This is a genomic window from Pseudomonas sp. 58(2021), assembly GCF_017491585.1.
Taxonomy (GTDB): Bacteria; Pseudomonadota; Gammaproteobacteria; order Pseudomonadales; family Pseudomonadaceae; genus Aquipseudomonas; species Aquipseudomonas fluorescens_BT.
On sequence record NZ_JAFGYZ010000003.1, the window covers coordinates 354,863 to 374,451 of the forward strand.

A 19,589-nucleotide genomic window follows, 5' to 3' on the forward strand; every position below is an offset into this window, starting at 1 on the left:
GTTCACAGGGATTTGCCCCGCCACAAAATCGGATCGATTTCGCAGTGAAGTGGTCAATCCACTTAAGCACTTCCCACGCCAAGTGCCACACGGAGGTTCACCCGATGACTATCCCGATTCCAGCCGAAACACCCGATCCGAACATCGATAAACCGACCCTGCCCGAGACCGAGCCGCAACCGATTCCCGAACAGGAACCGCCTGGCTCCACGCCACCGCCCAAGGAAGAACCGCCGACGACCATGCCGCCGGTAATCGTCTGATCAGCGCGGGTCGTTGTGGTCTTTCTCGATGCGGTCTTTCTCGACGTGATCGTTTTCGAAGACTCTGACGATCCGTGGCATGACACTGAAGATCCCCCAAGCGAGCAATGTACTGAGCAGCGCCGTCGCCTCGCGGCCCAGACCGGCCGCGACGCCGATGGCGGCGGTCATCCACAGGCCGGCAGCGGTGGTCAGGCCTTTGACGTGCCCTTCATCGCCTTCGTGATTTTTCAGAATGGTGCCGGCCCCGAGAAAGCCGATACCGGCAATCACACCTTGAACCACCCGGCTCATCGCGTCGGCCTGTGATCCGGACAATTGCGGCACCAGTACAAACAGCGCCGCGCCGAGGGCCACCAGCATGTGCGTTCGCACCCCGGCGGCCTTGCCCTTGTGCTCGCGCTCGAACCCGAGAATCCCGCCCAATATTGCCGCCATCAGCAGACGCACGGTGATCCGGGTCAATTGCGACGCATCGCCGATATCGGCGAATTCCGCTTGCAGGGTTTCCCACACTTCATGCCACCAGGCGTTCATCGTGCAGTCCTTTTAATGCGTTGATAGTGGATGGACAGCGCCGACCATTAATCGGTTGCGTCGAACGATCTGCAGAACCTCGCACCCTAACGTTTCAGACTCCCGTGAAAAAAGGACAACGCCATGCCCCTTCGTATCGATGAAAGCAATCCGGAATCGAAAGTCTGTTTTTTCACCGTTGAAAATGGTGAGGAAATCCGGATCTGCGACACGCTGGAAGTCAGGACAGATAGTGAAAAAGCCATGTCGTTCGTCGAAGTGGAAGGACGGCGCATCTACGTCACCGAAGCCGAAGCAGACGCCTTGACCGTCGCAGGCGCCAGGGACGGACGCAAACACCTGAAGGCTGACGACAGTGATTCGGTGATTTGACTGACCCCGGTCAAGAACTGGCGCAGACGTCTGGGATAGGCCTCTGCGCCTTGGCCTGCGGGCTGCTTCAAGTTGTCGCAGGCGTGGGTGCAAATCCCATCTGATACGCCTTTTATTGAAATACCTGAGTCTGTTATGCAAACAGATCGGCGCTCATAGTTCACTGGCCTGATGGAGGCTGATGAGCGAACGACCATGAGCGAACGAATCCCCGTCCGAACCGTAGAAGCATCTCCCCAGATAAAAAAAGTACCGGCGCGCCCAATGAAGGCGAAACACGCCACCAGCGACAACCAGATTTTCACCCGCAGCTTCACCGGCCTGTTCCGCACCTTGCGCATGAGCGGCGCGGGGTTTCTGTTCCTGCTGTTCTTCGGCACCGTGTGGCTGAACTGGGGTGGGCGTCAGGCGGTGCTCTGGGACCTTTCCGAAAGCAAATTCCACATCTTTGGCGCGACCTTCTGGCCACAGGATTTCATTCTGCTGTCGGCGCTGCTGATCATTGCCGCGTTCGGCCTGTTCGCCATTACCGTGTTCGCCGGCCGCGTCTGGTGCGGTTACACCTGCCCGCAGAGTTCGTGGACGTGGATTTTCATGTGGTGCGAGAAGATCACCGAGGGTGAGCGCAACCAGCGGATCAAACTGCAAGCCGCGCCCTGGAGCCTCAACAAACTGGCGCGGCGTGCGGCCAAGCACACGTTGTGGCTGGCGATCAGCGTGCTCACCGGTCTGACCTTCGTCGGCTACTTCACCCCGATCCGCCCGTTGGCTGAAGAACTGCTGACCCTGCAGATCGGTGGGGTCAGCCTGTTCTGGGTGCTGTTCTTCACCGCCGCCACCTACATCAACGCCGGCTGGCTGCGCGAAGCCGTGTGCATGCACATGTGCCCGTATGCGCGGTTCCAGAGCGTGATGTTCGACAAGGACACACTGACGATTTCCTACGACGCAGCTCGCGGCGAAAACCGTGGCCCGCGCAAACGCGAGGTGAAACCGGCCGAAGCCGGCCTCGGCGATTGCATCGACTGCCAGTTGTGCGTGCAGGTCTGCCCGACCGGCATCGACATCCGTGACGGCCTGCAAATGGAATGCATCGGTTGCGCGGCGTGCATCGACGCCTGCGACTCGATCATGGACAAGATGAATTACGCCCGTGGCCTGATTCGCTACACCTCCGAGCGCGAGTTGCAGGGCGGCAAGACGCACTTGCTGCGCCCGAGATTGATTGGCTACGTCGCGGTGCTGGTGGTGATGATCGGCGCCCTCGCCCTGGCGCTGGTCGAACGGCCGATGGTGTCGCTGGACGTGACCAAGGACCGGGGCCTGTTCCGTGAAAACGGTCAGGGTCAGATCGAAAACATCTACACCCTCAAGGTCATCAACAAGACCCAGCAACGCCAGGACTACAACCTGAGCCTGGTGGACGGAGACGGCTTCCAGCTGCAAGGCAAGACCGAACTAAGCCTGGCGCCGGGCGAGATCGTCGATGTGCCGGTGTCGGTGGCGATGACCACGGAACGTGCGGCCAGCAGCTCGCAGACCTTGAGCTTCAAGATTGCCGACAGCGATGAGCCCGCGATTTATAGCGTGGCGAAGAGCCGGTTTGTTGCGCCGATGAATCGGTGAGGCTTTAAGATGGCGGCGGTTTCGGGGGGTTGTAATGTGTCAGTGCGATTGGCCCTCACCCCAGCCCTCTCCCGGAGGGAGAGGGAGCCGGCTGCGATGTCTCGCGCTACACATCGACCTGAAAAACCGGGTCGATTATGGATTCACAGCAGAACGTTCAGGTCGGCGTAACTCTGAAGCATCCCGCAATCAGTCCCCTCTCCCTCCGGGAGAGGGCTAGGGTGAGGGGCTTTTCCCTGACACTCTACACATTCAACCAGCACCAAGGCCCCCGATGAAACGCTACGAAAAATTCGCCGATGACATCGCTGAACTGATCCGCTCCGGCGTCCTCGGCCCCGGCCAGCGGGTGCCGTCGGTGCGCTACGCGAGCCAGACCTACGGCGTCAGCCCGTCCACGGTGTTCCAGGCCTACTACCTGCTGGAGCGTCGCGGCCTGATCCGCGCCCGCCCGCGCTCGGGTTACTTCGTCAACACCCATGCCCCGAGCCCGTTCTCGGAGCCGGTGATCAGCAGCCAGGTCAACGAGTCCACCGAGGTCGACGTCAGCGAACTGGTGTTCTCGGTGCTGGAATCGATCAAGGACCCGAGCACCGTGCCGTTCGGCTCGGCCTTCCCCAGCCCCGAACTGTTCCCGCTGCAACGTCTGTCACGCTCGCTGGCCAGCGCCGCACGGGAGATGGACCCGCGGATGGTGGTCACCGACATGTCGCCGGGTAACCCGCAACTGCGCCGGCAGATCGCCCTGCGCTACATGGTCGGCGGCCTGATGCTGCCGATGGAAGAATTGCTGATCACCAACGGCGCCCTCGAAGCGCTGAACCTGTGCCTGCAGGCGGTGACAGAACCCGGCGATCTGGTGGCCATCGAAGCCCCGGCGTTCTATGCCAGCCTGCAAGTGCTGGAGCGGCTGAAACTCAAGGCTGTGGAAATCCCCGTACACCCGCGCGACGGTATCGACCTCGGCGTGCTGGCCCAGACCCTGGAACGACACCCGATCAAGGCCTGCTGGTGCATGACCAGTTTCCAGAACCCGATGGGCGCGACCATGCCCGAGGCCAAGAAACAGGAACTGGTGGAACTGCTGAAACAGCATCAAGTGCCGCTGATCGAAGACGACGTCTACGCCGAACTCTATTACGGCCAGCAGGCACCCAAACCGGCCAAGGCCTTCGACACCGAGGGTCTGGTGATGCATTGCGGTTCATTTGCCAAGAGCCTGGCCCCCGGCTACCGCATCGGCTGGGTCGCCGCCGGACGCTACGCACAGAAAATCGAACGCCTGAAACTGATGACTTCGTTGTGCGCCTCGATGCCGGCGCAAGCAGCCATCGCCGACTACCTGCAACATGGTGGCTATGACCGCCACCTGCGCAAACTGCGCTACGCCCTGGAAGAACAGCAAAGCGCCATGCTCGCGGCCATCGCCCGCTACTTCCCGGCCCAGACACGAGTCAGCCAACCCGCCGGCGGGTATTTCCTGTGGCTGGAACTGCCGCCGCAAATGGACTCATTGAAGTTGTTTCAAATGGCGTTGGCGCAAGGGATCAGCATTGCGCCGGGGCCGATTTTCTCGCCGACCCAGCGTTTCAGGAATTGCATCCGGTTGAATTACGGCAGCCCGTGGACCGAGAGTTCGGAGAAAGCGATGGAGACGCTGGGGCGGATTGTGCGGTCGTTCTGAGCGATTGTTGCTACGAGTATCGCCTTCGCGCGTCGAAGAATGTTGCACTTGCGAAATCAATGTCGCGGTAAACACCAGCACCCCCACGCAATTTCATTCGCATACAGCTACATATATTTACGACGAACGGCAGTTTATTCGATAAATACCTGTCATTTCTGACAGGTGCCAGTATTGATTTGGCCTGTTTTAATAAAGATGCACTTTAAATACGGGAGCTTTGAAAATGTCTGGCAAAAAAACTCTACATGAAAGCAACTTCGATGATGGTGAACGAAATGGCTGGGGAGAAGTTGATCATGTAAAATTTTGTGATTTGGTACCTGATGAACGGACTGGCCAAGGTATGTGTCTAGTCACCCGACAAGCAGATCCTCGCGCTTTGCTTGAATGCCCAAACAGAACATTTCAGGATCTTAAGGGCAAGAAAATTATCATTTCTTTCGACCTTCGTATTAAAGACGCTCCTGACGACTATGTTTTGATTATGGTGAATGCCGGTGCAAATAACATTTCCTCTGTGAAAGACCCTGTGCCGAATAGCGAGTGGCAACGCTATTCATTTCATATGGATCTGCGTAAGCCTTCGGATGGATCGCTCGATATTGGAGCCTTCTACAGGGGTGATCAAAAGCCGACCTCCCGCTTATATGTCGACAATATTTTGATTGTGCTCGATGATTAATATGCCCCTGATTGCCTAGTCCTGAAACAGGTGTAAACCTTATTCAGGAATAGACAGATGGCTTAAAAAGAGCGCCCCCCATAACCGGGGCCTTTCACTTTGTGATATGCGCAAAAACAATACGGGAGGTACTTGATCACAAAGAGACCGGAACTTCCCATATATATTCGAGTTTTTAACGGCCGCCGCCAAGATCGACGAAAGTTCCGGTGGCATATGAAGCCTTGTCCGACAGCAACCAGACAATCGCCTCTGCCACCTCATCCGGTCGCCCGCCACGGGCCATCGGAATGGCCGATTCCAGCTTGCTGACCCGATCCGGATCGCCGCTCAACGCGTGGAAATCGGTGTAGATGTACCCCGGACGCACCGCGTTGACCCGAATCCCCTCGCCCGCCACTTCCTTGGACAGGCCGATGGTGAACGTGTCGAGGGCCCCCTTGGACGCGGCATAGTCGACGTACTCGTTCGGCGAGCCCAGGCGTGCGGCGACCGAGGAGACGTTGACGATGCTGCCACCCTGCCCGCCGTGTCTGGGCGACATGCGCAGGATCGCGTGCTTGGCGCAGAGGATCGGCGCCAGGACGTTGGTTTTCATGATTTTGAGGATGCGGAATTCCGACATTTCCTCGACCCGGGATTTATGCCCGACTGTGCCGGCGTTATTCACCAGTGCGGTGACCCGGCCCAGCTCGGTGTCGACCCGGTGAAACAGGCCGATCACTTCGTCTTCAATGCTGACGTCGGCGCGTACCGCGATGGCCGTGGCGCCACGCGCGCGTACCTGATCGAGTACGTGGTGGGCCGCCTGCTCGTCAGACTGATAATTGATGCAGATCCGATAGCCTTGCTCGGCAGCCAACAGCGCGGTCGCGGCTCCGATTCCGCGCCCGCCACCGGTGATCACTATGACTTTATCCATGCTGGCCTTCCCCCCGATGTACACGTAACAGTCGGGGCAAGAATAACCGTCATTGCAGGGTTTTGCATGGCCTGCGTCAGCCGTTCAGCTCGCCGCCAATTGTTTGCCGCGTGCGATGTCCTGCAGGAAGCGGTCGGCCGGCATCGGGTGGCCGAGCAGATAACCCTGCAGCGAATCGCAGCCCAGTTGCGTCAGGAAGTCCTGCTGCACACCGGTCTCCACGCCCTCGGCGACAATGCGCAGACCCAGTGCCTGACCGAGCGCGACGATCGCCGAAACGATGGCCGCGTCATCGCTGTCGTGCTCCAGGTCGCGGACGAATCCACGGTCGATCTTCAGCTCGTTGGCCGGCAGGCGCTTGAGGTACATCAGACTCGAGTAGCCAGTGCCGAAGTCGTCGATGGACAGGTCGACGCCCATGTCCGACAGTTCCTGCAACACTGTCATGCTCGCGTCGGCGTCGCTCATGGCGGTGGTCTCGGTGATTTCCAGGGTCAGGCTGTTGGCCGGCAAATGGTGCGTGGCCAGCGCCTTGGCCACGCTGCGCACCAATCCGGCGTGACAGAACTGCAACGCCGACAGATTCACCGCGATCCGCCAGTCGGTGTAGCCCAGCACATACCACTCGCGCATCTGCCGGCAGGCTTCATTGAGTACCCATTCGCCAATCGGAATGATCAGCCCGGTCTTCTCCGCGAGATCGATGAACTTGTCCGGCATCAGCATGCCGTGAACCGGATGTTCCCAGCGCAACAGTGCTTCGGCACCGACCGGGTGGCCATCGGCGGCATGGAACTTGGGTTGGTAATGCAGGCTGAACTGCCTGTGCTCCAACGCCGCGCGCAGATCCTGCAGCAGTTGCAGTTGCTTGCGTGCGTTACTGTTCATCGAGACGTCGAAGAAGCTGTAGCCGTTCTTGCCGCCGCCCTTGGCGTGGTACATCGCAGCGTCGGCGTTCATCAGCAGTTCCTGGGCGCTCTGGCCATTGCCCGGATACAGGGCGATGCCGACGCTGGCGGAAATCTGCAGGTCATGTTCGGCGACCCGGAACGACTGCGCGATCAGGCCCACCTGACGTGCTGCCAGACCCAGCGCGTCGTCAGGCTCGGCCAGGCGCACCAGCAGCACAAACTCATCGCCGCCAATCCGCGCCAGCGTGTCGAGGCTGCGCAAATCTTCACGCAGGCGCACCGCCACTTCGCGCAGCAACTGGTCGCCCATGTGGTGACCGAAAGCGTCGTTGACGGGTTTGAAGCCGTCCAGATCGATGAACATCAGCGCAAAACAGCCGCCCTGCTCGTTGACCTTTTTCATCGCCTGATTGATCCGGTCGTCCAGCAACATCCGGTTCGGCAGCCCGGTCAGGGTGTCGTGCAAAGCCAGCTGGGTGAGTTCGCGGTTCGCCAGGGTCAATGAATGGGCCAGATCAGCGGTGCGGGCTTCGAGGCGCGCGTCGAGAATCGAGGTCAGCAGCGCGATGGCCAGCACCGCCAGCGTGGTGATCAGCACCAGGTTGTCCAGGCCATTGCCATTCAGACCGCTGAGCACCGCGCCGCAGAAACTGCCTTCGGGAAACCGCGCCGCCGCCATACCGGTGTAGTGCATGCCGACAATCGCCACGCCCATGACAATCGCCGCCCCGGCACGGAACAGCCGCACATAGGGCGAATGCTGACGCAGGCGAAAGGCGATCCACAGCGCTGCCGCCGACGCGCCGACGGCGATCAGCAGCGAGGCGCCAAACAGTGTCGGATCGTAGTCGATGCCCGGTTGCATGCGCATCGCGGCCATGCCGGTGTAATGCATCGCGCTGATGCCGGCGCCCATGATCAACGCGCCAAAGGCCAGTTGCCAGGCCGGCAGTTTCGGCTGGCTGACCAGCCACAGGGCAAAACCGCAGGAAAGCACGGCGATCAGCAATGAAAGCGCCGTGATCGAAATGTCGTAACCGAGGCTGATCGGCAGCGTGAACGCTAGCATTCCGATGAAGTGCATGGACCAGACGCCGACGCCCATGGCAAACGCCCCGCCGGCCGTCCACATATGCACGGCGCGTCCCTTGGCGGTGGCAATGCGCCCGGTGAGATCGAGCGCGGTGTAGGAAGCGAGGATCGCCACACACAGCGAAATGAAAACCAGGGTGAAGGAATAGCTACCGATGAGCATGAGAATTCTCGTGACCACCCCACCGTACTGCTTCCGTTCTCGGCGGGGCCAAATGCGCCGATTGTACTGATTGCGAAAAAGAATTCACTGACAAAGTAATCAAATGGCCATCAACCCGATGAAACGCTTGTTTGATCGTCTGACAAGGCTCTAATTCAGGGTCTTGAGAAGATCGTCCGCCTCGCCGGCAGATCATTCCCACGCGGAACGATCATGGCCTCACGTCAGCGGTTATCAGTGGTTTCCAGCTGCCCGTCCCAGCCACCGCCCAGCGCCGCGATCAACTGCACGCTGGCAATCAAGCGGCTCTGCAGGATATTCAGGACAGTGCGCTCGTTGCTCAACGCCGTGGCCTGCACGGTCACCACATCGAGATAAGCAATCACCCCAGCCTTGTACTGGTTTTCGGTCAGACGCAGGGAATCCCGTGCCGCATCGAGGGCTTCCTGGCGCACGGCCGCTTCGTCTTCGTATACCTTCAACTGCACCAGGTAATTTTCCACCTCGCGGAAGCCGTCGAGCACGGTCTGGCGGTATTTGGCCACGGTCTGGTCATACACGGCTTCGGTACGGTCCACTTCCGCCGAGCGTCGGCCACCGTCGAACAGCGGCAGACTCATTTTCGGCCCAACCGACCAGAAACGGTTCGGCAGACTGATCAGATCCCGCGAAGTACTGCTGCTGTAGCCACCGCTCATGCTCAGGCTGAAGTCCGGGTAGTACGCGGCCTTGGCTACGCCAATATTGGCATTCGCTGCAATGACCGAGCGTTCCGCCGAGGCGATGTCCGGGCGTCGTTCCAGCAGTTGCGACGGCAGGCTCAACGGAATCTGCGGCAGCTTCGGAATGTCCTGGGTTTCGGCGAGCTTGAACTGCGCCGGCGGCTGGCCGGTCAGTACCGCAATGGCGTTTTCGAACTGCGCCCGCTGCCAGATCAGGTCCACCAGATCGCCCTGGGTGGATTTGAGTTGCGTCTGTGCCTGGGCCACGGCATCACGACCGGAGATTCCGGCGTTGTACTGGTTCTGGGTCATTTTCAGCGAACGTTCGTAGGCTTCCACCGTCGACTCGAGCAAACGCTTCTGCTGATCGATCACACGCAACTGCAGGTAGTTCTGCACCAGTTCCGACTGCTGGCTCAGGCGCATCGCCGCCAGATCGGCGAAGCTGGCCTGCGCGCTGGCCTCGTCGGCCTCCAGCCCCCGGCGCAATTTGCCCCAGACATCGGCTTCCCAACTGACGCCCAACTGGGCGTTGTAGGTATCACGAATACCGCTGGACGAACTGCTCAGGCTCGAACTGCTGCTGCCGGTGCCCTGGCTGGAGCGGGTCTTGCCCAGGCTCAGGTCGAGCGTCGGGTAAAACGCTCCACGGGCATCGCGCACCAAGGCCTGGGCCTGACGGTACTGCGCCTCGGACTGGGCGACGGTCTGGTTGGAACGGTTGAGCTTTTCCACCAGCTCATTGAGCTGACGGTCGCCATACAACTCCCACCAGGCGCCCCGGGCCAGGGAATCCGAGGGACTGGCCTGACGCCAGCCCTTGGCCTCTTTGTACTGGGCGACTTCGGCGGTCTGCGGGCGCTGGTAGTCCGGGCCGACGGCGCACGCACTGAGCATCGCCACGCACAGTGACAGGCTCAGCAGACGCGAACCGCGGACACTGGCCAGTTGGATAAGCGAACGGTCATTCATAGCGGAGTTTCCAGTGCGGCATCGGTACGTACGCCACGCCACTTGTTGAAGCGGTGACGGGCCTTGTCGAGATAGAGGTAAACCACAGGTGTGGTGTAAAGGGTCAGAATCTGGCTGAAAATCAGACCACCGATAATGGTCAGGCCCAGTGGCTGGCGCATTTCCGCGCCTTCGGCACGGCTGAGCAACAACGGCAACGCGCCGAGGATCGCCGCCAGCGTGGTCATCAGGATCGGCCGCAGACGTTGCAGACAGGCACTACGAATCGATTCCAATGGCGCCATGCCCTGATGACGCTCCAGTTGCAGCGCCAGGTCGATCATCAGGATCGCGTTCTTCTTCACCACACCGATCAGCAGGAACAACCCGAGCAGCGAAATCAGGCTGAACTCGCCGCCCAGCACGTAGATCGACAACAGCGCGCCAACCCCGGCCGACGGCAGTGTCGACAGGATCGTCAGCGGATGAATGTAGCTTTCATACAACACGCCCAGCACCAGATACACCGCCAGCAGCGCACCGAGGATCATGAACGGCTGGCTCTTCTGGGTGGCCGCGAAGGCGTCGGCGGTGCCGGCCATTTTCGCGATCACGTCTTCCGGCAGGCCGACCTTGGCAATCGCCCGCTCGATGGCCGCACTGCCCTTCTCTACCGTCACGCCTTCGGCCATGTCGAACGCGATGCTTTCGGAGGCGAACTGGCCTTCGTGACTGACCCGGTCGTCTTCCAGGCTGCTTTCGTAGTGGGCAATGGTCGACAACGGAATCCGCGCGCCATCGGCAGTGATCACCTGCACCTGATTGAGCGTGACCGGGTCCTGGGCGTATTTCGGATTGACCTCCATCACCACCTGATACTGGTTGAGACTGTCGTAGATCGTCGAAATCTGCCGCTGGCTGTAAGCGTTGTTGAGCACGGCGGTGACCATGTTCATGTCCACACCCAGGCGCTTGGCCTGATCGCGGTCGACGATCAGCGTCACCTGCTGCGCACCGCGCCCTTCACGGGCGTCGATGGCGGTCAGTTCCGGCAAGGCGCGCAATGCGGTGACCACTTTCGGGTACCACTCGCGCAGGGCCCCAAGATCGCCGCTTTGCAGGATGTAGCTGTATTGCGAGGTGGTCTGCTCACGGCCACCGCCGAACTGCAGGTCCTGGTCGGCCATCAGCATCAATTGCGCGCCGGGCACCTTGGGCATTTCCTTGCGCAGGCGCTCGATGACTTTCTGCGCCGAGATATTGCGCTCCTTGATCGGCTTCAGGCGCACCAGCATGAACGCGTTATTGGTTCCGTTGGTGCCACCGATGAAACCGGCAACGCTTTCGACCGCTTCGTCCTTGAGCACGGCGCGGCGGAAGGTTTCCATTTTCGGCTGCATCACGCTGAACGACAGGCCGTCGTCACCGCGCACGAAACCGATCAACTGGCCGGTGTCCTGTTGCGGCAGGAAGGTCTTGGGCACCACTACATACAACGCGACGTTCACGCCGACCGTGATGATCAGGCTCAACAGTGTCAGACGTCGGTGACGCAACACCCAGTCGAGGCTGGTGGCGTATTTGCCGACCATCCAGTCGTTGGTGCGCCGGCTCCAGCGTTGCAGACGGTTTTCCTGGCCCGGCGTGTGCGGCTTGAGCCAGCGGGCACAGAGCATCGGTGTCAGGGTCAGGGAAACCACCAGCGACACCACGATGGCGGCGGCCAGGGTGATGGAGAACTCACGGAACAGGCTCTCGATGATCCCGCCCATGAACAGGATCGACAGGAACACCGCCACCAGCGACACGTTCATCGACAGCAGGGTGAACCCGACTTCCTTGGCCCCCAGATACGCGGCCTTCATCGGCTTGACGCCTTCGTCGATGTGCCGGGAAATGTTTTCCAGCACCACGATGGCATCGTCCACCACCAGCCCGGTGGCGAGAATCAGCGCCATCAGCGACAGGTTGTTCAGCGAGAATCCGTAGAGGTACATCACGGCAAAAGTGCCGACCAGCGACACCGGCACCGCCAGAGTCGGGATCAGCGAAGCACGGAAATTGCCGAGAAACAGGAACACCACCAGGATCACCAGCGCCACAGCGATCAGCAAGGTCATCTCTGCTTCGTGCAGCGTGGCCTTGATCACCGGCGAACGATCCATCGCCAGATTCAGCTTCACGCTGGCCGGCAACACGGCCTGTAATGCCGGCAACTGCGCCTTGATCTCGTTGACCGTCTCGATGATGTTGGCGCCGGCCTGCCGGTTGATCACCAGCAACACCGCCGCATCGTCATTGAAGAAACCGCTGTTGTAGCGGTCTTCCACGCCATCGCTGACCTTGGCCACGTCCTTCAGACGAAGCGCGGCACCGCCGTTGTAGTGGATGATCAGCGATTCGTAGTCCTTGGCCTTCTCCAGTTGATCGTTGGCCTGGATCTGCCACAGGCGCTGGTCGTCCTCGACCGAGCCCTTCGGCCGGCGCACGTTGGCGCCGGCGATGGTCTTGCGCACATCGTCCAGCGCCACGCCGTACTGGTTCAGGGCCTGGGGCTCGAGTTCGATGCGTACCGCCGGCAGGGAGCTGCCGCCGATCTGCACCTCGCCCACGCCCTGCACCTGGGACAGGCTCTGGGACAGGATGGTCGAGGCCAGGTCGTAGAGCTGGCCTTTTTCCAGCACATCCGAGGTCAGCGACAACACCATGATCGGCGCCTGTGACGGGTTGACCTTCTTGTAGGTCGGCATGCTGCGCATCCCGCTCGGCAGCAGGTTGCGCGAAGCGTTGATTGCCGCCTGCACTTCCCGCGCCGCGCCATTGATGTCGCGGTCGAGGTCGAATTGCAGAATGACCCGTGTCGAACCCTGGCTGGAACGGCTGCTCATGGTATTGACGCCGGCGATGGCGCCGAACGAACGCTCCAGCGGCGTAGCAACCGTGGACGCCATGACTTCCGGGCTCGCGCCGGGCAGACTCGCCTGCACCACGATCACCGGGAAGTCCATTTGCGGCAGCGGCGACACCGGCAGCAGGCCGAAGCTCACACCGCCCAGCAGCATGATCGCCAGGCTCAGGAGCATGGTCGCCACCGGGCGCTTGATGAAGGGACCGGACAGGTTCATGGCTGTTCTACCGGCTCCACGGCCGAAGGCGCACGGCCAAAACGCCGGCCGAGACGATCGAAATACAGGTAGATCACCGGTGTCGTGAACAGCGTCAGGATCTGGCTCACCAGCAATCCGCCGACCATCACCAGACCCAGCGGCTGACGCAATTCAGCACCCGAACCGGTGGCCAGCATCAACGGCACCGCGCCGAACAACGCGGCCAGCGTGGTCATCAGGATCGGCCGGAACCGCAGCAGCGCCGCCTGATAGATCGCCTGCTCCGGCGCCATGCCTTGAGTTCGCTCGGCGTCGAGGGCGAAGTCGATCATCATGATCGCGTTCTTCTTGACGATACCGATCAGCAGGATGATGCCGATGATCGCGATCATGCCCAGGTCATTGCCGCTGAGCAGCAGCGCCAGCAACGCACCGACCGCCGCCGAAGGCAAGGTCGACAGAATCGTGATGGGGTGGATGTAGCTCTCGTAGAGCACGCCGAGCACGATGTACATGGTCACCACCGCCGCCAGAATCAGCAGCAAGGTGCTCGACAGCGAGGCCTGAAACGCTTCGGCGGCACCCTGGAACTGGGTCTGCACGCCGATCGGCATGCCGATGTCTTTCTGCACCTGCTCGATGATGTCCACCGCATGCCCCAGCGCCACGCCGTGGGCAAGGTTGAAGGACATCATCACCGCCGGGAACTGGCCGATGTGAGTGATCGCCAATTGCGCCTGACGCTCCTCGACATGGGCCAGGCTCGACAACCGCACCTGACCGCCATCGGTGGTCTTGACGTGAATCTGATCCAGCGCCTGGGGGCCGATCTTCTCCCCGGCCTGAGCCTGCAGCACCACGCGGTACTGGCTGGCCTGGGTGTAAATGGTCGAGATCTGCCGCTGGCCAAAGGCGTCGTACAGCGCATCGGTGATGTTCGCCACCGACACGCCAAGGCGCGAGGCTGCATCGCGGTCGATCACCAGGAACACCTGCAAACCCTTGTCCTGCAAATCACTGGCGACGTCGGTCAGCTCCGGACGCTGGGCCAGTGCCTCGACCAGACGGCCGCTCCACAGGCTGAGCAGTTCGGCGTCCGGCGACGACATGCTGAACTGGTACTGGGTGCGGCTGACGCGGTCTTCGATGGTCAGGTCCTGCACCGGCTGCATGAACAGGCGGATGCCGACAAGCTTGTCCAGTTGCGGTTGCAGTCGGGCAATCACTTCGGTCGCCGTCAGATCACGCTGGCCATGGGGTTTGAGGTTGATCAGCAGGCGACCGCTGTTGAGCGTGGCGTTGTCGCCGTCGACGCCGATGTAGGACGACAGGCTTTCCACCGCCGGGTCTTCGAGAATCACCTTGGCCAACGCCTGTTGACGCTCGCCCATGGCGGCAAAGGAAATCGACTGCGGCGCCTCGGAGATGCCCTGGATCACCCCGGTGTCCTGCACCGGGAAGAAGCCCTTGGGCACCACCATATAAAGGAACACGGTCAGAGCCAGGGTGCCGATGGCCACCAGCAGTGTCAGCGGCTGGTGCTTGAGCACCCACTGCAACTTGCGCCCGTAAGCGGCAATCATCCAGTCGATGAACGCACCGCTGGCTCGGTAGAAACGGCCCTGTTCATGTTCTTGCGGCTCACGCTTGAGCAGGCGCGCGCACATCATCGGCGTCAGGGTCAGCGAGACCACCAGGGAAATCAGGATCGCCACCGCCAGGGTAATGGCGAATTCGCGGAACAACCGCCCCACTACGTCGGCCATGAACAGCAGTGGAATCAGCACCGCGATCAACGACAGGGTCAGGGAAATCAGGGTGAAGCCGATCTGCTTCGCGCCCTTGAGCGCGGCCTGCATCGGGCTGTCACCCTCTTCAATGAAACGGGCGATGTTCTCCAGCATCACGATGGCATCATCGACCACGAAACCGGTGGCGATGGTCAGTGCCATCAGGGTCAGGTTGTTGACCGAGAATCCGGCCAGGTACATCACGCCAAACGTACCGATCAGCGACAGCGGAACCGCTACTGACGGAATGATGGTCGCACTGGCGCGACGCAGGAACAGGAACGTCACCATCACCACCAGCGCGATGGCGATCAGCAGCTCGTGCTGCACGTCGGTGACCGAGGCGCGGATGGTCTGGGTGCGGTCGGTCAGCACGGTCACTTCGAGGCCCGCCGGCAGGTTGTCGGTGATGCTCGGCAGCAGCGCCTTGATCCGGTCGACCACCTCGATCACGTTGGCGCCCGGCTGGCGCTGGATATTCAGCAACACCGCCTGATTCTGGTTGGCCCACGCCGCCAGACGCTCGTTTTCAGCGCCGTCGACGATCTGCGCGACATCCTTGAGCCGCAGCGGTGCGCCGTTCTTGTAGGCCAGGATCAGGTTGGCGTAGTCCTTGGGCGAAGTCAGCTGGTCGTTGGCATCGAGCATCGACACCCGCGTCGGGCCGTCGAAGTTACCCTTGGGCTGGTTGACGTTGGACGCACCGATCAGCGTGCGCACGTCCGACAGGTTCAGGCCGTTGGCCGCCAGTGCCTCCGGATTGACCTTGATCCGCACCGCCTGACGCTGACCGCCGGCGATGCTGACCATGCCGACGCCGCTGATCTGGGCGATCTTCTGCGCCATGCGCGTGTCGACCAGATCGTTGAGCTTGGGCAGCAGCATGGTTTTCGAGGTAATCGCCAGGGTCAGCACCGGGGTGTCCGCCGGATTGACCTTGTTGTACACCGGCGGCGCCGGCAGATCGGTCGGCAACAGGTTGGTTGCGGCGTTGATCGCCGCCTGCACCTGCTGTTCGGCGACGTCCATGTTGATGTCGAGGCTGAAACGCAGGGTCAGCACCGAGGCTCCGCCGGAACTGGTCGAAGCCATTTGCGTCAGGCCCGGCATTTGCCCGAACTGACGTTCAAGCGGCGCGGTGACGGCGCTGGTCATCACGTCCGGACTGGCGCCCGGGTACAACGTCATGACCCGGATGGTCGGGTAATCCACCTGCGGCAAGGCCGAAACCGGCAGCAAGCGATAGGCGATCAGACCGGCCAGTACGATGGCCAGCATGCTCAGCGTGGTGGCGACCGGGCGGAGGATGAACAGACGCGAAATGTTCATGCGCCCTTCTTGGCCTTGTCGGTGACGGCAGCATCAGGAGCGCTGGCGGCGGACTTGCCTTGCAGGTGTCCGGTCGGCGTGGTCGGCACATCCTGACTGTCGTTGACCACTTCCACTTCACTGCCTTCCTTCAAGCGGTCTGTGCCTTCCAGCACCACGCGATCACCGGCGGCCAGGCCTTCGGTGACCACGGTGTTCTGCCCGTCGCTGGCGCCGATCTTCAACTGGCGGATGGTCACTTTCCTGTCGCCGTCCAGCGCGTAGACGAAGGTGCCGTTGGTACCGAACTGGATCGCGGCCGATGGCGCCAGCAGCACGCCCTTGAGGGTGTCGGCCAGCAGGTGAACGTTGACGAACTGGTTGGGGAACAGCGATTGATCGCGGTTTTCGTAGCGCGCCTTGAACTTCAGGGTGCCGGTCGTCACGTCGATCTGGTTGTCGAGGCTTTGCAGCACGCCAGTGGCTTGCAGTTTGGTATCGCCACGGTCCCAGGCTTCAGCGGGCAGTTTGGCGCCGCTGCGGTAGCGGGCGAGCACGGTTTCCAGGCTGTTTTCCGGCAGGGTGAACGCTACACTGATCGGCTGGGTCTGGGTAATGACGGCGAGGAACGTGGTGTCATTCGCGGCCACCAGGTTGCCGACGTCGAGTTGGCGCAGACCGACGCGACCGGCAATCGGCGCGCGGATCTTGGTGAATTCGAGGTTGAGCTTGGCGTCGTTGACCGCCGCCTGGTTGGTTTTCACGGTGCCGAGGTATTGGCCGACCAGTGCTTCAGCGGTGTCCAGGGTCTGCTTGGCGATGCTGTCTTCCTTGTAAAGACCGCGATAGCGCTCGACATCAACCTGGGCGTTTTTCAATTGCGCCTGATTCTGCAGCAAGGTGCCTTCAGCCTGAAGCAAGGCGTTCTGGTACGGACGCGGGTCGATCTCCGCCAGCAGGTCGCCGGCCTTGACCATCTGCCCCTCTTCGAAATAGATCTTCACCAGTTCGCCGCCGACCCGGCTGCGCACGTTGATGGTGTTCAGCGCGGTCACGGTGCCCAGCGCCTTGTAGTACAGCGGGAAATCACCGGTGACCACTGGCGCCACGCGCACCGGGATCGGACCCGCCGCCCCGCCGAAGCCCGGACGCATCATCCCCGAACGACCGGTGTGGCCGGCTTGCGCCTTCTCGCCGCCCTCCTTGTAGGCCGATCCGGCAGGCCAGAATTTCCAGCACAGGCCGGCGATGACCAGCAGGACCAGCAGACTGAGCAGCCAGCGACGAGAGTTTCGGGAAGACGATTGCATGGAGTGATTAACCATTGGGCGCGTGGGCTTCTTTTACGGAAGGCTGAACGATAAGCACTGGTGGGGGTAAAGCAAAGCAGCTTTACCGGCAATTTACCTTCAACTTACGTTTCAAGGTGTGAGCCAAAACACTGATACACAAATGAAAACGGCCTGGACAGGGCCAGGCCGTTAACAATTGTAAAGCGCTTGTTTCAGAACACTTATTTCAATACAGCCAGCGCTGCATCGTAGTTCGGCTCTTCAGCGATTTCCTTGACCAGCTCGCTGTGCAGCACGTTGTCGTTTTCGTCCAGCACAACCACCGCACGGGCGGTCAGGCCTTTCAGCGGGCCGTCAGCGATGGCCACGCCGTAGTTCTCGATGAACTCGGCGCCACGCAGGGTCGACAGGTTCTGTACGTTTTCCAGACCTTCGGCGCCGCAGAAGCGGGCCTGGGCGAATGGCAGGTCAGCCGAGATGCACAACACCACGGTGTTGGCCAGCTCGTTGGCCTGGGCGTTGAACTTGCGCACGGAAGTGGCGCAAGTCGGGGTGTCGACGCTTGGGAAGATGTTCAGCACTTTGCGCTTGCCGGCGAAGTCTTTCAGGGTGACGTCGGACAGATTGCCGGCTACCAGGGAAAAGGCTGGCGCCTTGGAACCGGCTTGTGGCAGTTGGCCGTTGACTTGAACCGGGTTGCCTTTGAGAGTGACTTGAGCCATGAACGGAGTCCTTCTTAACGTTGTTGGGAAAGCATGCAAGAGGCGGAAGTTAACCACGAAATTGTCCGACGACCTATGCCTGAACCGAAATTGGTCGGTGTAGAGCGTACCGCCCTCACCCGCCGCCACCGTCTGCATCTTTTATTTAACGGGCTGTCGATTCAAGCCCTGGCCGTTCGACAAAGCAGTGAATCCCTCACTTTCCAGCGGAGAAACACCATGCGCTTCATGATCATTGTCAAAGCCAGCCAGGATTCCGAAGCCGGCGTGATGCCAAGCGAGCAATTGCTCACCGATATGGGCAACTACAACGAGGAACTGGCCAAGGCCGGCATCCTGGTCTCGGCCGATGGCCTGCATCCAAGCAGCAAGGGTGCCCGCGTACGTTTCAGCGGGGAAACACGCAGCGTGATCGACGGCCCTTTCGCCGAAACCAAGGAGCTGATCGCCGGTTACTGGATCTGGGAGGTGAAATCGAAGGAAGAAGCCATCGAATGGGTCAAGCGCTGCCCTAATCCCATGCCGGGCACCGAGGCGGAAATCGAGATTCGCCAGATATTCTGCCCGGAAGATTTTGGCGCCGAATTCACTCCGCAACTGCGCGAGCAGGAAGAACGGATTCGCGAACAGGCCAAAAAGCACTGACAGTCCACTCCGCTCCCGACCGGCCTCCACGACTCCCGCCGTGGAGGCAATCGGGCCCGCCTTATCTCGACTTCATTTTCAGATAGGACTGGTGCATGTCCGACGCCCAGCCATCGATCACGGCTTTAACGTCATCGGCCTTCATTACCTGAGAATCGTTTTCCAGAGGTTTACCGGTGCCCTTGCGCACGACCTGCGCCACCACCTTGTTGTTGCCGCCATCGATGAACACTGCTTCGGTGGCCAGGGTGGTTTCCTGATCGCGACTGCCGCTGGCAGTGGTGACCGCTGCCGCCACCAAGGCAATCGGGATCACTTCATAGGCACGCAGGCCTTCGGTCTTGCTGTTGACGGCAGTGATGGCCGCGCGCACAACGATCACACCCGGGCCGGGCCCGCTGGCCAACGGCAGAGACTTGCCCACTTCACGCTTGAGCGCCTGATCATAGTAAGCAGTGATGCCGTTGAGGGTCTGTTGCGGGATTTTTGCCGTTGGCTGAGGCTTGGGATACAGCTGGGTCGGTTCGATGTAGACGCTGGTGAACTTGTTGATATCGAGTTTGGGATCGACCCAGCGCATCACCTCGGCACCGGACGGTGACTTGGCCTCCTTGAGCTGGCTGTAGTCCTTGAGGAAGCCTGAATACTCATCCGGAGCGACGGTTTTGCTGGAGCAACCCACCACGCCAAGCGAGGCAATGCATAGGGTGCTCATCATTAAGGCTAGCTTCATGCTGTAACTCCTGTCAGAAGGCCTGATTTATTGCATGGGGAGTTACAGGTATAGCTAAAACCAC

At 60.8% G+C, this 19,589-nt stretch carries 15 protein-coding genes; 6 read left to right on the forward strand and 9 right to left on the reverse strand.

The window, feature by feature from the left end; all coding sequences use genetic code 11:
- Nucleotides 1-104: 104 nt before the first annotated feature.
- Nucleotides 105-263 (forward strand): hypothetical protein, encoded by a 159-nt coding sequence (locus tag J5M72_RS05240; RefSeq protein WP_170928915.1) that lies wholly within the window; start codon nucleotides 105-107, stop codon nucleotides 261-263.
- Here the strand turns inward: J5M72_RS05240 and J5M72_RS05245 are convergent, their stop codons facing one another.
- Nucleotides 264-800, reverse strand: a complete 537-nt coding sequence (locus J5M72_RS05245; RefSeq protein ID WP_169430244.1) for an MgtC/SapB family protein — start codon at nucleotides 798-800, stop codon at nucleotides 264-266. It abuts the gene before it with no gap.
- A gap of 123 nt (nucleotides 801-923) precedes the next feature.
- Here J5M72_RS05245 and J5M72_RS05250 point away from each other — a divergent pair, with 123 nt between their 5' ends.
- The 4 genes from J5M72_RS05250 (at nucleotide 924) to J5M72_RS05265 (ending at nucleotide 5,167) form a co-directional block, all read left to right on the forward strand.
- Nucleotides 924-1,172 (forward strand): DUF3203 family protein, encoded by a 249-nt coding sequence (locus J5M72_RS05250; RefSeq protein ID WP_007952135.1) that lies wholly within the window; start codon nucleotides 924-926, stop codon nucleotides 1,170-1,172.
- Between the two features lie 195 nt (nucleotides 1,173-1,367).
- Nucleotides 1,368-2,798, forward strand: a complete 1,431-nt coding sequence (ccoG, locus tag J5M72_RS05255; RefSeq protein ID WP_207864480.1) for a cytochrome c oxidase accessory protein CcoG — start codon at nucleotides 1,368-1,370, stop codon at nucleotides 2,796-2,798.
- A 274-nt stretch (nucleotides 2,799-3,072) separates the two neighbouring features.
- The gene (gene mapR, locus J5M72_RS05260; protein WP_207864481.1) at nucleotides 3,073-4,482 is read left to right on the forward strand and encodes a GntR family transcriptional regulator MpaR; all 1,410 of its coding nucleotides are present in this window, start codon (nucleotides 3,073-3,075) and stop codon (nucleotides 4,480-4,482) included.
- 226 nt (nucleotides 4,483-4,708) lie between these two features.
- Complete coding sequence (locus tag J5M72_RS05265; RefSeq protein ID WP_207864482.1) at nucleotides 4,709-5,167, forward strand: hypothetical protein; 459 nt, start codon at nucleotides 4,709-4,711, stop codon at nucleotides 5,165-5,167.
- Between the two features lie 175 nt (nucleotides 5,168-5,342).
- Here J5M72_RS05265 and J5M72_RS05270 read toward each other — a convergent pair whose 3' ends face one another.
- The 7 genes from J5M72_RS05270 to tpx all read right to left on the reverse strand — a co-directional run bounded on the left by J5M72_RS05270 (nucleotide 5,343) and on the right by tpx (nucleotide 18,147).
- The gene (locus J5M72_RS05270; RefSeq protein WP_169430241.1) at nucleotides 5,343-6,089 is read right to left on the reverse strand and encodes an SDR family oxidoreductase; all 747 of its coding nucleotides are present in this window, start codon (nucleotides 6,087-6,089) and stop codon (nucleotides 5,343-5,345) included.
- 84 nt (nucleotides 6,090-6,173) lie between these two features.
- On the reverse strand, nucleotides 6,174-8,255 hold the full coding sequence (locus J5M72_RS05275) for an EAL domain-containing protein (RefSeq protein WP_207864483.1): 2,082 nt from the start codon (nucleotides 8,253-8,255) through the stop codon (nucleotides 6,174-6,176).
- A 224-nt stretch (nucleotides 8,256-8,479) separates the two neighbouring features.
- Nucleotides 8,480-9,949, reverse strand: a complete 1,470-nt coding sequence (locus J5M72_RS05280; protein WP_207864485.1) for an efflux transporter outer membrane subunit — start codon at nucleotides 9,947-9,949, stop codon at nucleotides 8,480-8,482.
- Nucleotides 9,946-13,053 (reverse strand): efflux RND transporter permease subunit, encoded by a 3,108-nt coding sequence (locus J5M72_RS05285; protein ID WP_169430238.1) that lies wholly within the window; start codon nucleotides 13,051-13,053, stop codon nucleotides 9,946-9,948. Before J5M72_RS05285 ends, J5M72_RS05280 begins: the two co-directional genes overlap by 4 nt.
- The gene (locus J5M72_RS05290; RefSeq protein ID WP_207864487.1) at nucleotides 13,050-16,154 is read right to left on the reverse strand and encodes an MdtB/MuxB family multidrug efflux RND transporter permease subunit; all 3,105 of its coding nucleotides are present in this window, start codon (nucleotides 16,152-16,154) and stop codon (nucleotides 13,050-13,052) included. The genes J5M72_RS05285 and J5M72_RS05290 overlap by 4 nt, the downstream gene beginning before the upstream one ends.
- Nucleotides 16,151-17,458: an MdtA/MuxA family multidrug efflux RND transporter periplasmic adaptor subunit gene (locus J5M72_RS05295; protein WP_207864489.1), complete on the reverse strand. Its 1,308-nt coding sequence runs from the start codon at nucleotides 17,456-17,458 to the stop codon at nucleotides 16,151-16,153. The genes J5M72_RS05290 and J5M72_RS05295 overlap by 4 nt, the downstream gene beginning before the upstream one ends.
- A gap of 188 nt (nucleotides 17,459-17,646) precedes the next feature.
- Entirely contained in the window at nucleotides 17,647-18,147 is a 501-nt protein-coding gene (tpx, locus tag J5M72_RS05300; protein WP_007968505.1) for a thiol peroxidase, read from the reverse strand.
- A gap of 219 nt (nucleotides 18,148-18,366) precedes the next feature.
- Between tpx and J5M72_RS05305 the strand changes: the two genes are divergently transcribed.
- Nucleotides 18,367-18,792, forward strand: coding sequence for a YciI family protein (locus tag J5M72_RS05305; protein ID WP_207864538.1), 426 nt, complete (start codon nucleotides 18,367-18,369; stop codon nucleotides 18,790-18,792).
- A 61-nt stretch (nucleotides 18,793-18,853) separates the two neighbouring features.
- Here the strand turns inward: J5M72_RS05305 and J5M72_RS05310 are convergent, their stop codons facing one another.
- Nucleotides 18,854-19,525, reverse strand: coding sequence for a DUF3313 domain-containing protein (locus J5M72_RS05310; protein WP_207864491.1), 672 nt, complete (start codon nucleotides 19,523-19,525; stop codon nucleotides 18,854-18,856).
- Nucleotides 19,526-19,589: the final 64 nt, after the last annotated feature.

Excerpts from the sequence above, each read along its gene's own strand:
- J5M72_RS05265 (WP_207864482.1), top strand. The coding sequence starts at position 4,709 with ATGTCTGGCAAAAAAACTCTACATGAAAGCAACTTCGATGATGGTGAA.
- J5M72_RS05290 (WP_207864487.1), bottom strand. The coding sequence starts at position 16,154 with ATGAACATTTCGCGTCTGTTCATCCTCCGCCCGGTCGCCACCACGCTG.
- J5M72_RS05310 (WP_207864491.1), bottom strand. The coding sequence starts at position 19,525 with ATGAAGCTAGCCTTAATGATGAGCACCCTATGCATTGCCTCGCTTGGC.
- J5M72_RS05250 (WP_007952135.1), top strand. The coding sequence starts at position 924 with ATGCCCCTTCGTATCGATGAAAGCAATCCGGAATCGAAAGTCTGTTTT.
- J5M72_RS05280 (WP_207864485.1), bottom strand. The coding sequence starts at position 9,949 with ATGAATGACCGTTCGCTTATCCAACTGGCCAGTGTCCGCGGTTCGCGT.
- J5M72_RS05295 (WP_207864489.1), bottom strand. The coding sequence starts at position 17,458 with ATGGTTAATCACTCCATGCAATCGTCTTCCCGAAACTCTCGTCGCTGG.
- J5M72_RS05305 (WP_207864538.1), top strand. The coding sequence starts at position 18,367 with ATGCGCTTCATGATCATTGTCAAAGCCAGCCAGGATTCCGAAGCCGGC.
- J5M72_RS05285 (WP_169430238.1), bottom strand. The coding sequence starts at position 13,053 with ATGAACCTGTCCGGTCCCTTCATCAAGCGCCCGGTGGCGACCATGCTC.
- J5M72_RS05270 (WP_169430241.1), bottom strand. The coding sequence starts at position 6,089 with ATGGATAAAGTCATAGTGATCACCGGTGGCGGGCGCGGAATCGGAGCC.
- J5M72_RS05240 (WP_170928915.1), top strand. The coding sequence starts at position 105 with ATGACTATCCCGATTCCAGCCGAAACACCCGATCCGAACATCGATAAA.
- ccoG (WP_207864480.1), top strand. The coding sequence starts at position 1,368 with ATGAGCGAACGAATCCCCGTCCGAACCGTAGAAGCATCTCCCCAGATA.
- J5M72_RS05275 (WP_207864483.1), bottom strand. The coding sequence starts at position 8,255 with ATGCTCATCGGTAGCTATTCCTTCACCCTGGTTTTCATTTCGCTGTGT.
- tpx (WP_007968505.1), bottom strand. The coding sequence starts at position 18,147 with ATGGCTCAAGTCACTCTCAAAGGCAACCCGGTTCAAGTCAACGGCCAA.
- J5M72_RS05245 (WP_169430244.1), bottom strand. The coding sequence starts at position 800 with ATGAACGCCTGGTGGCATGAAGTGTGGGAAACCCTGCAAGCGGAATTC.
- mapR (WP_207864481.1), top strand. The coding sequence starts at position 3,073 with ATGAAACGCTACGAAAAATTCGCCGATGACATCGCTGAACTGATCCGC.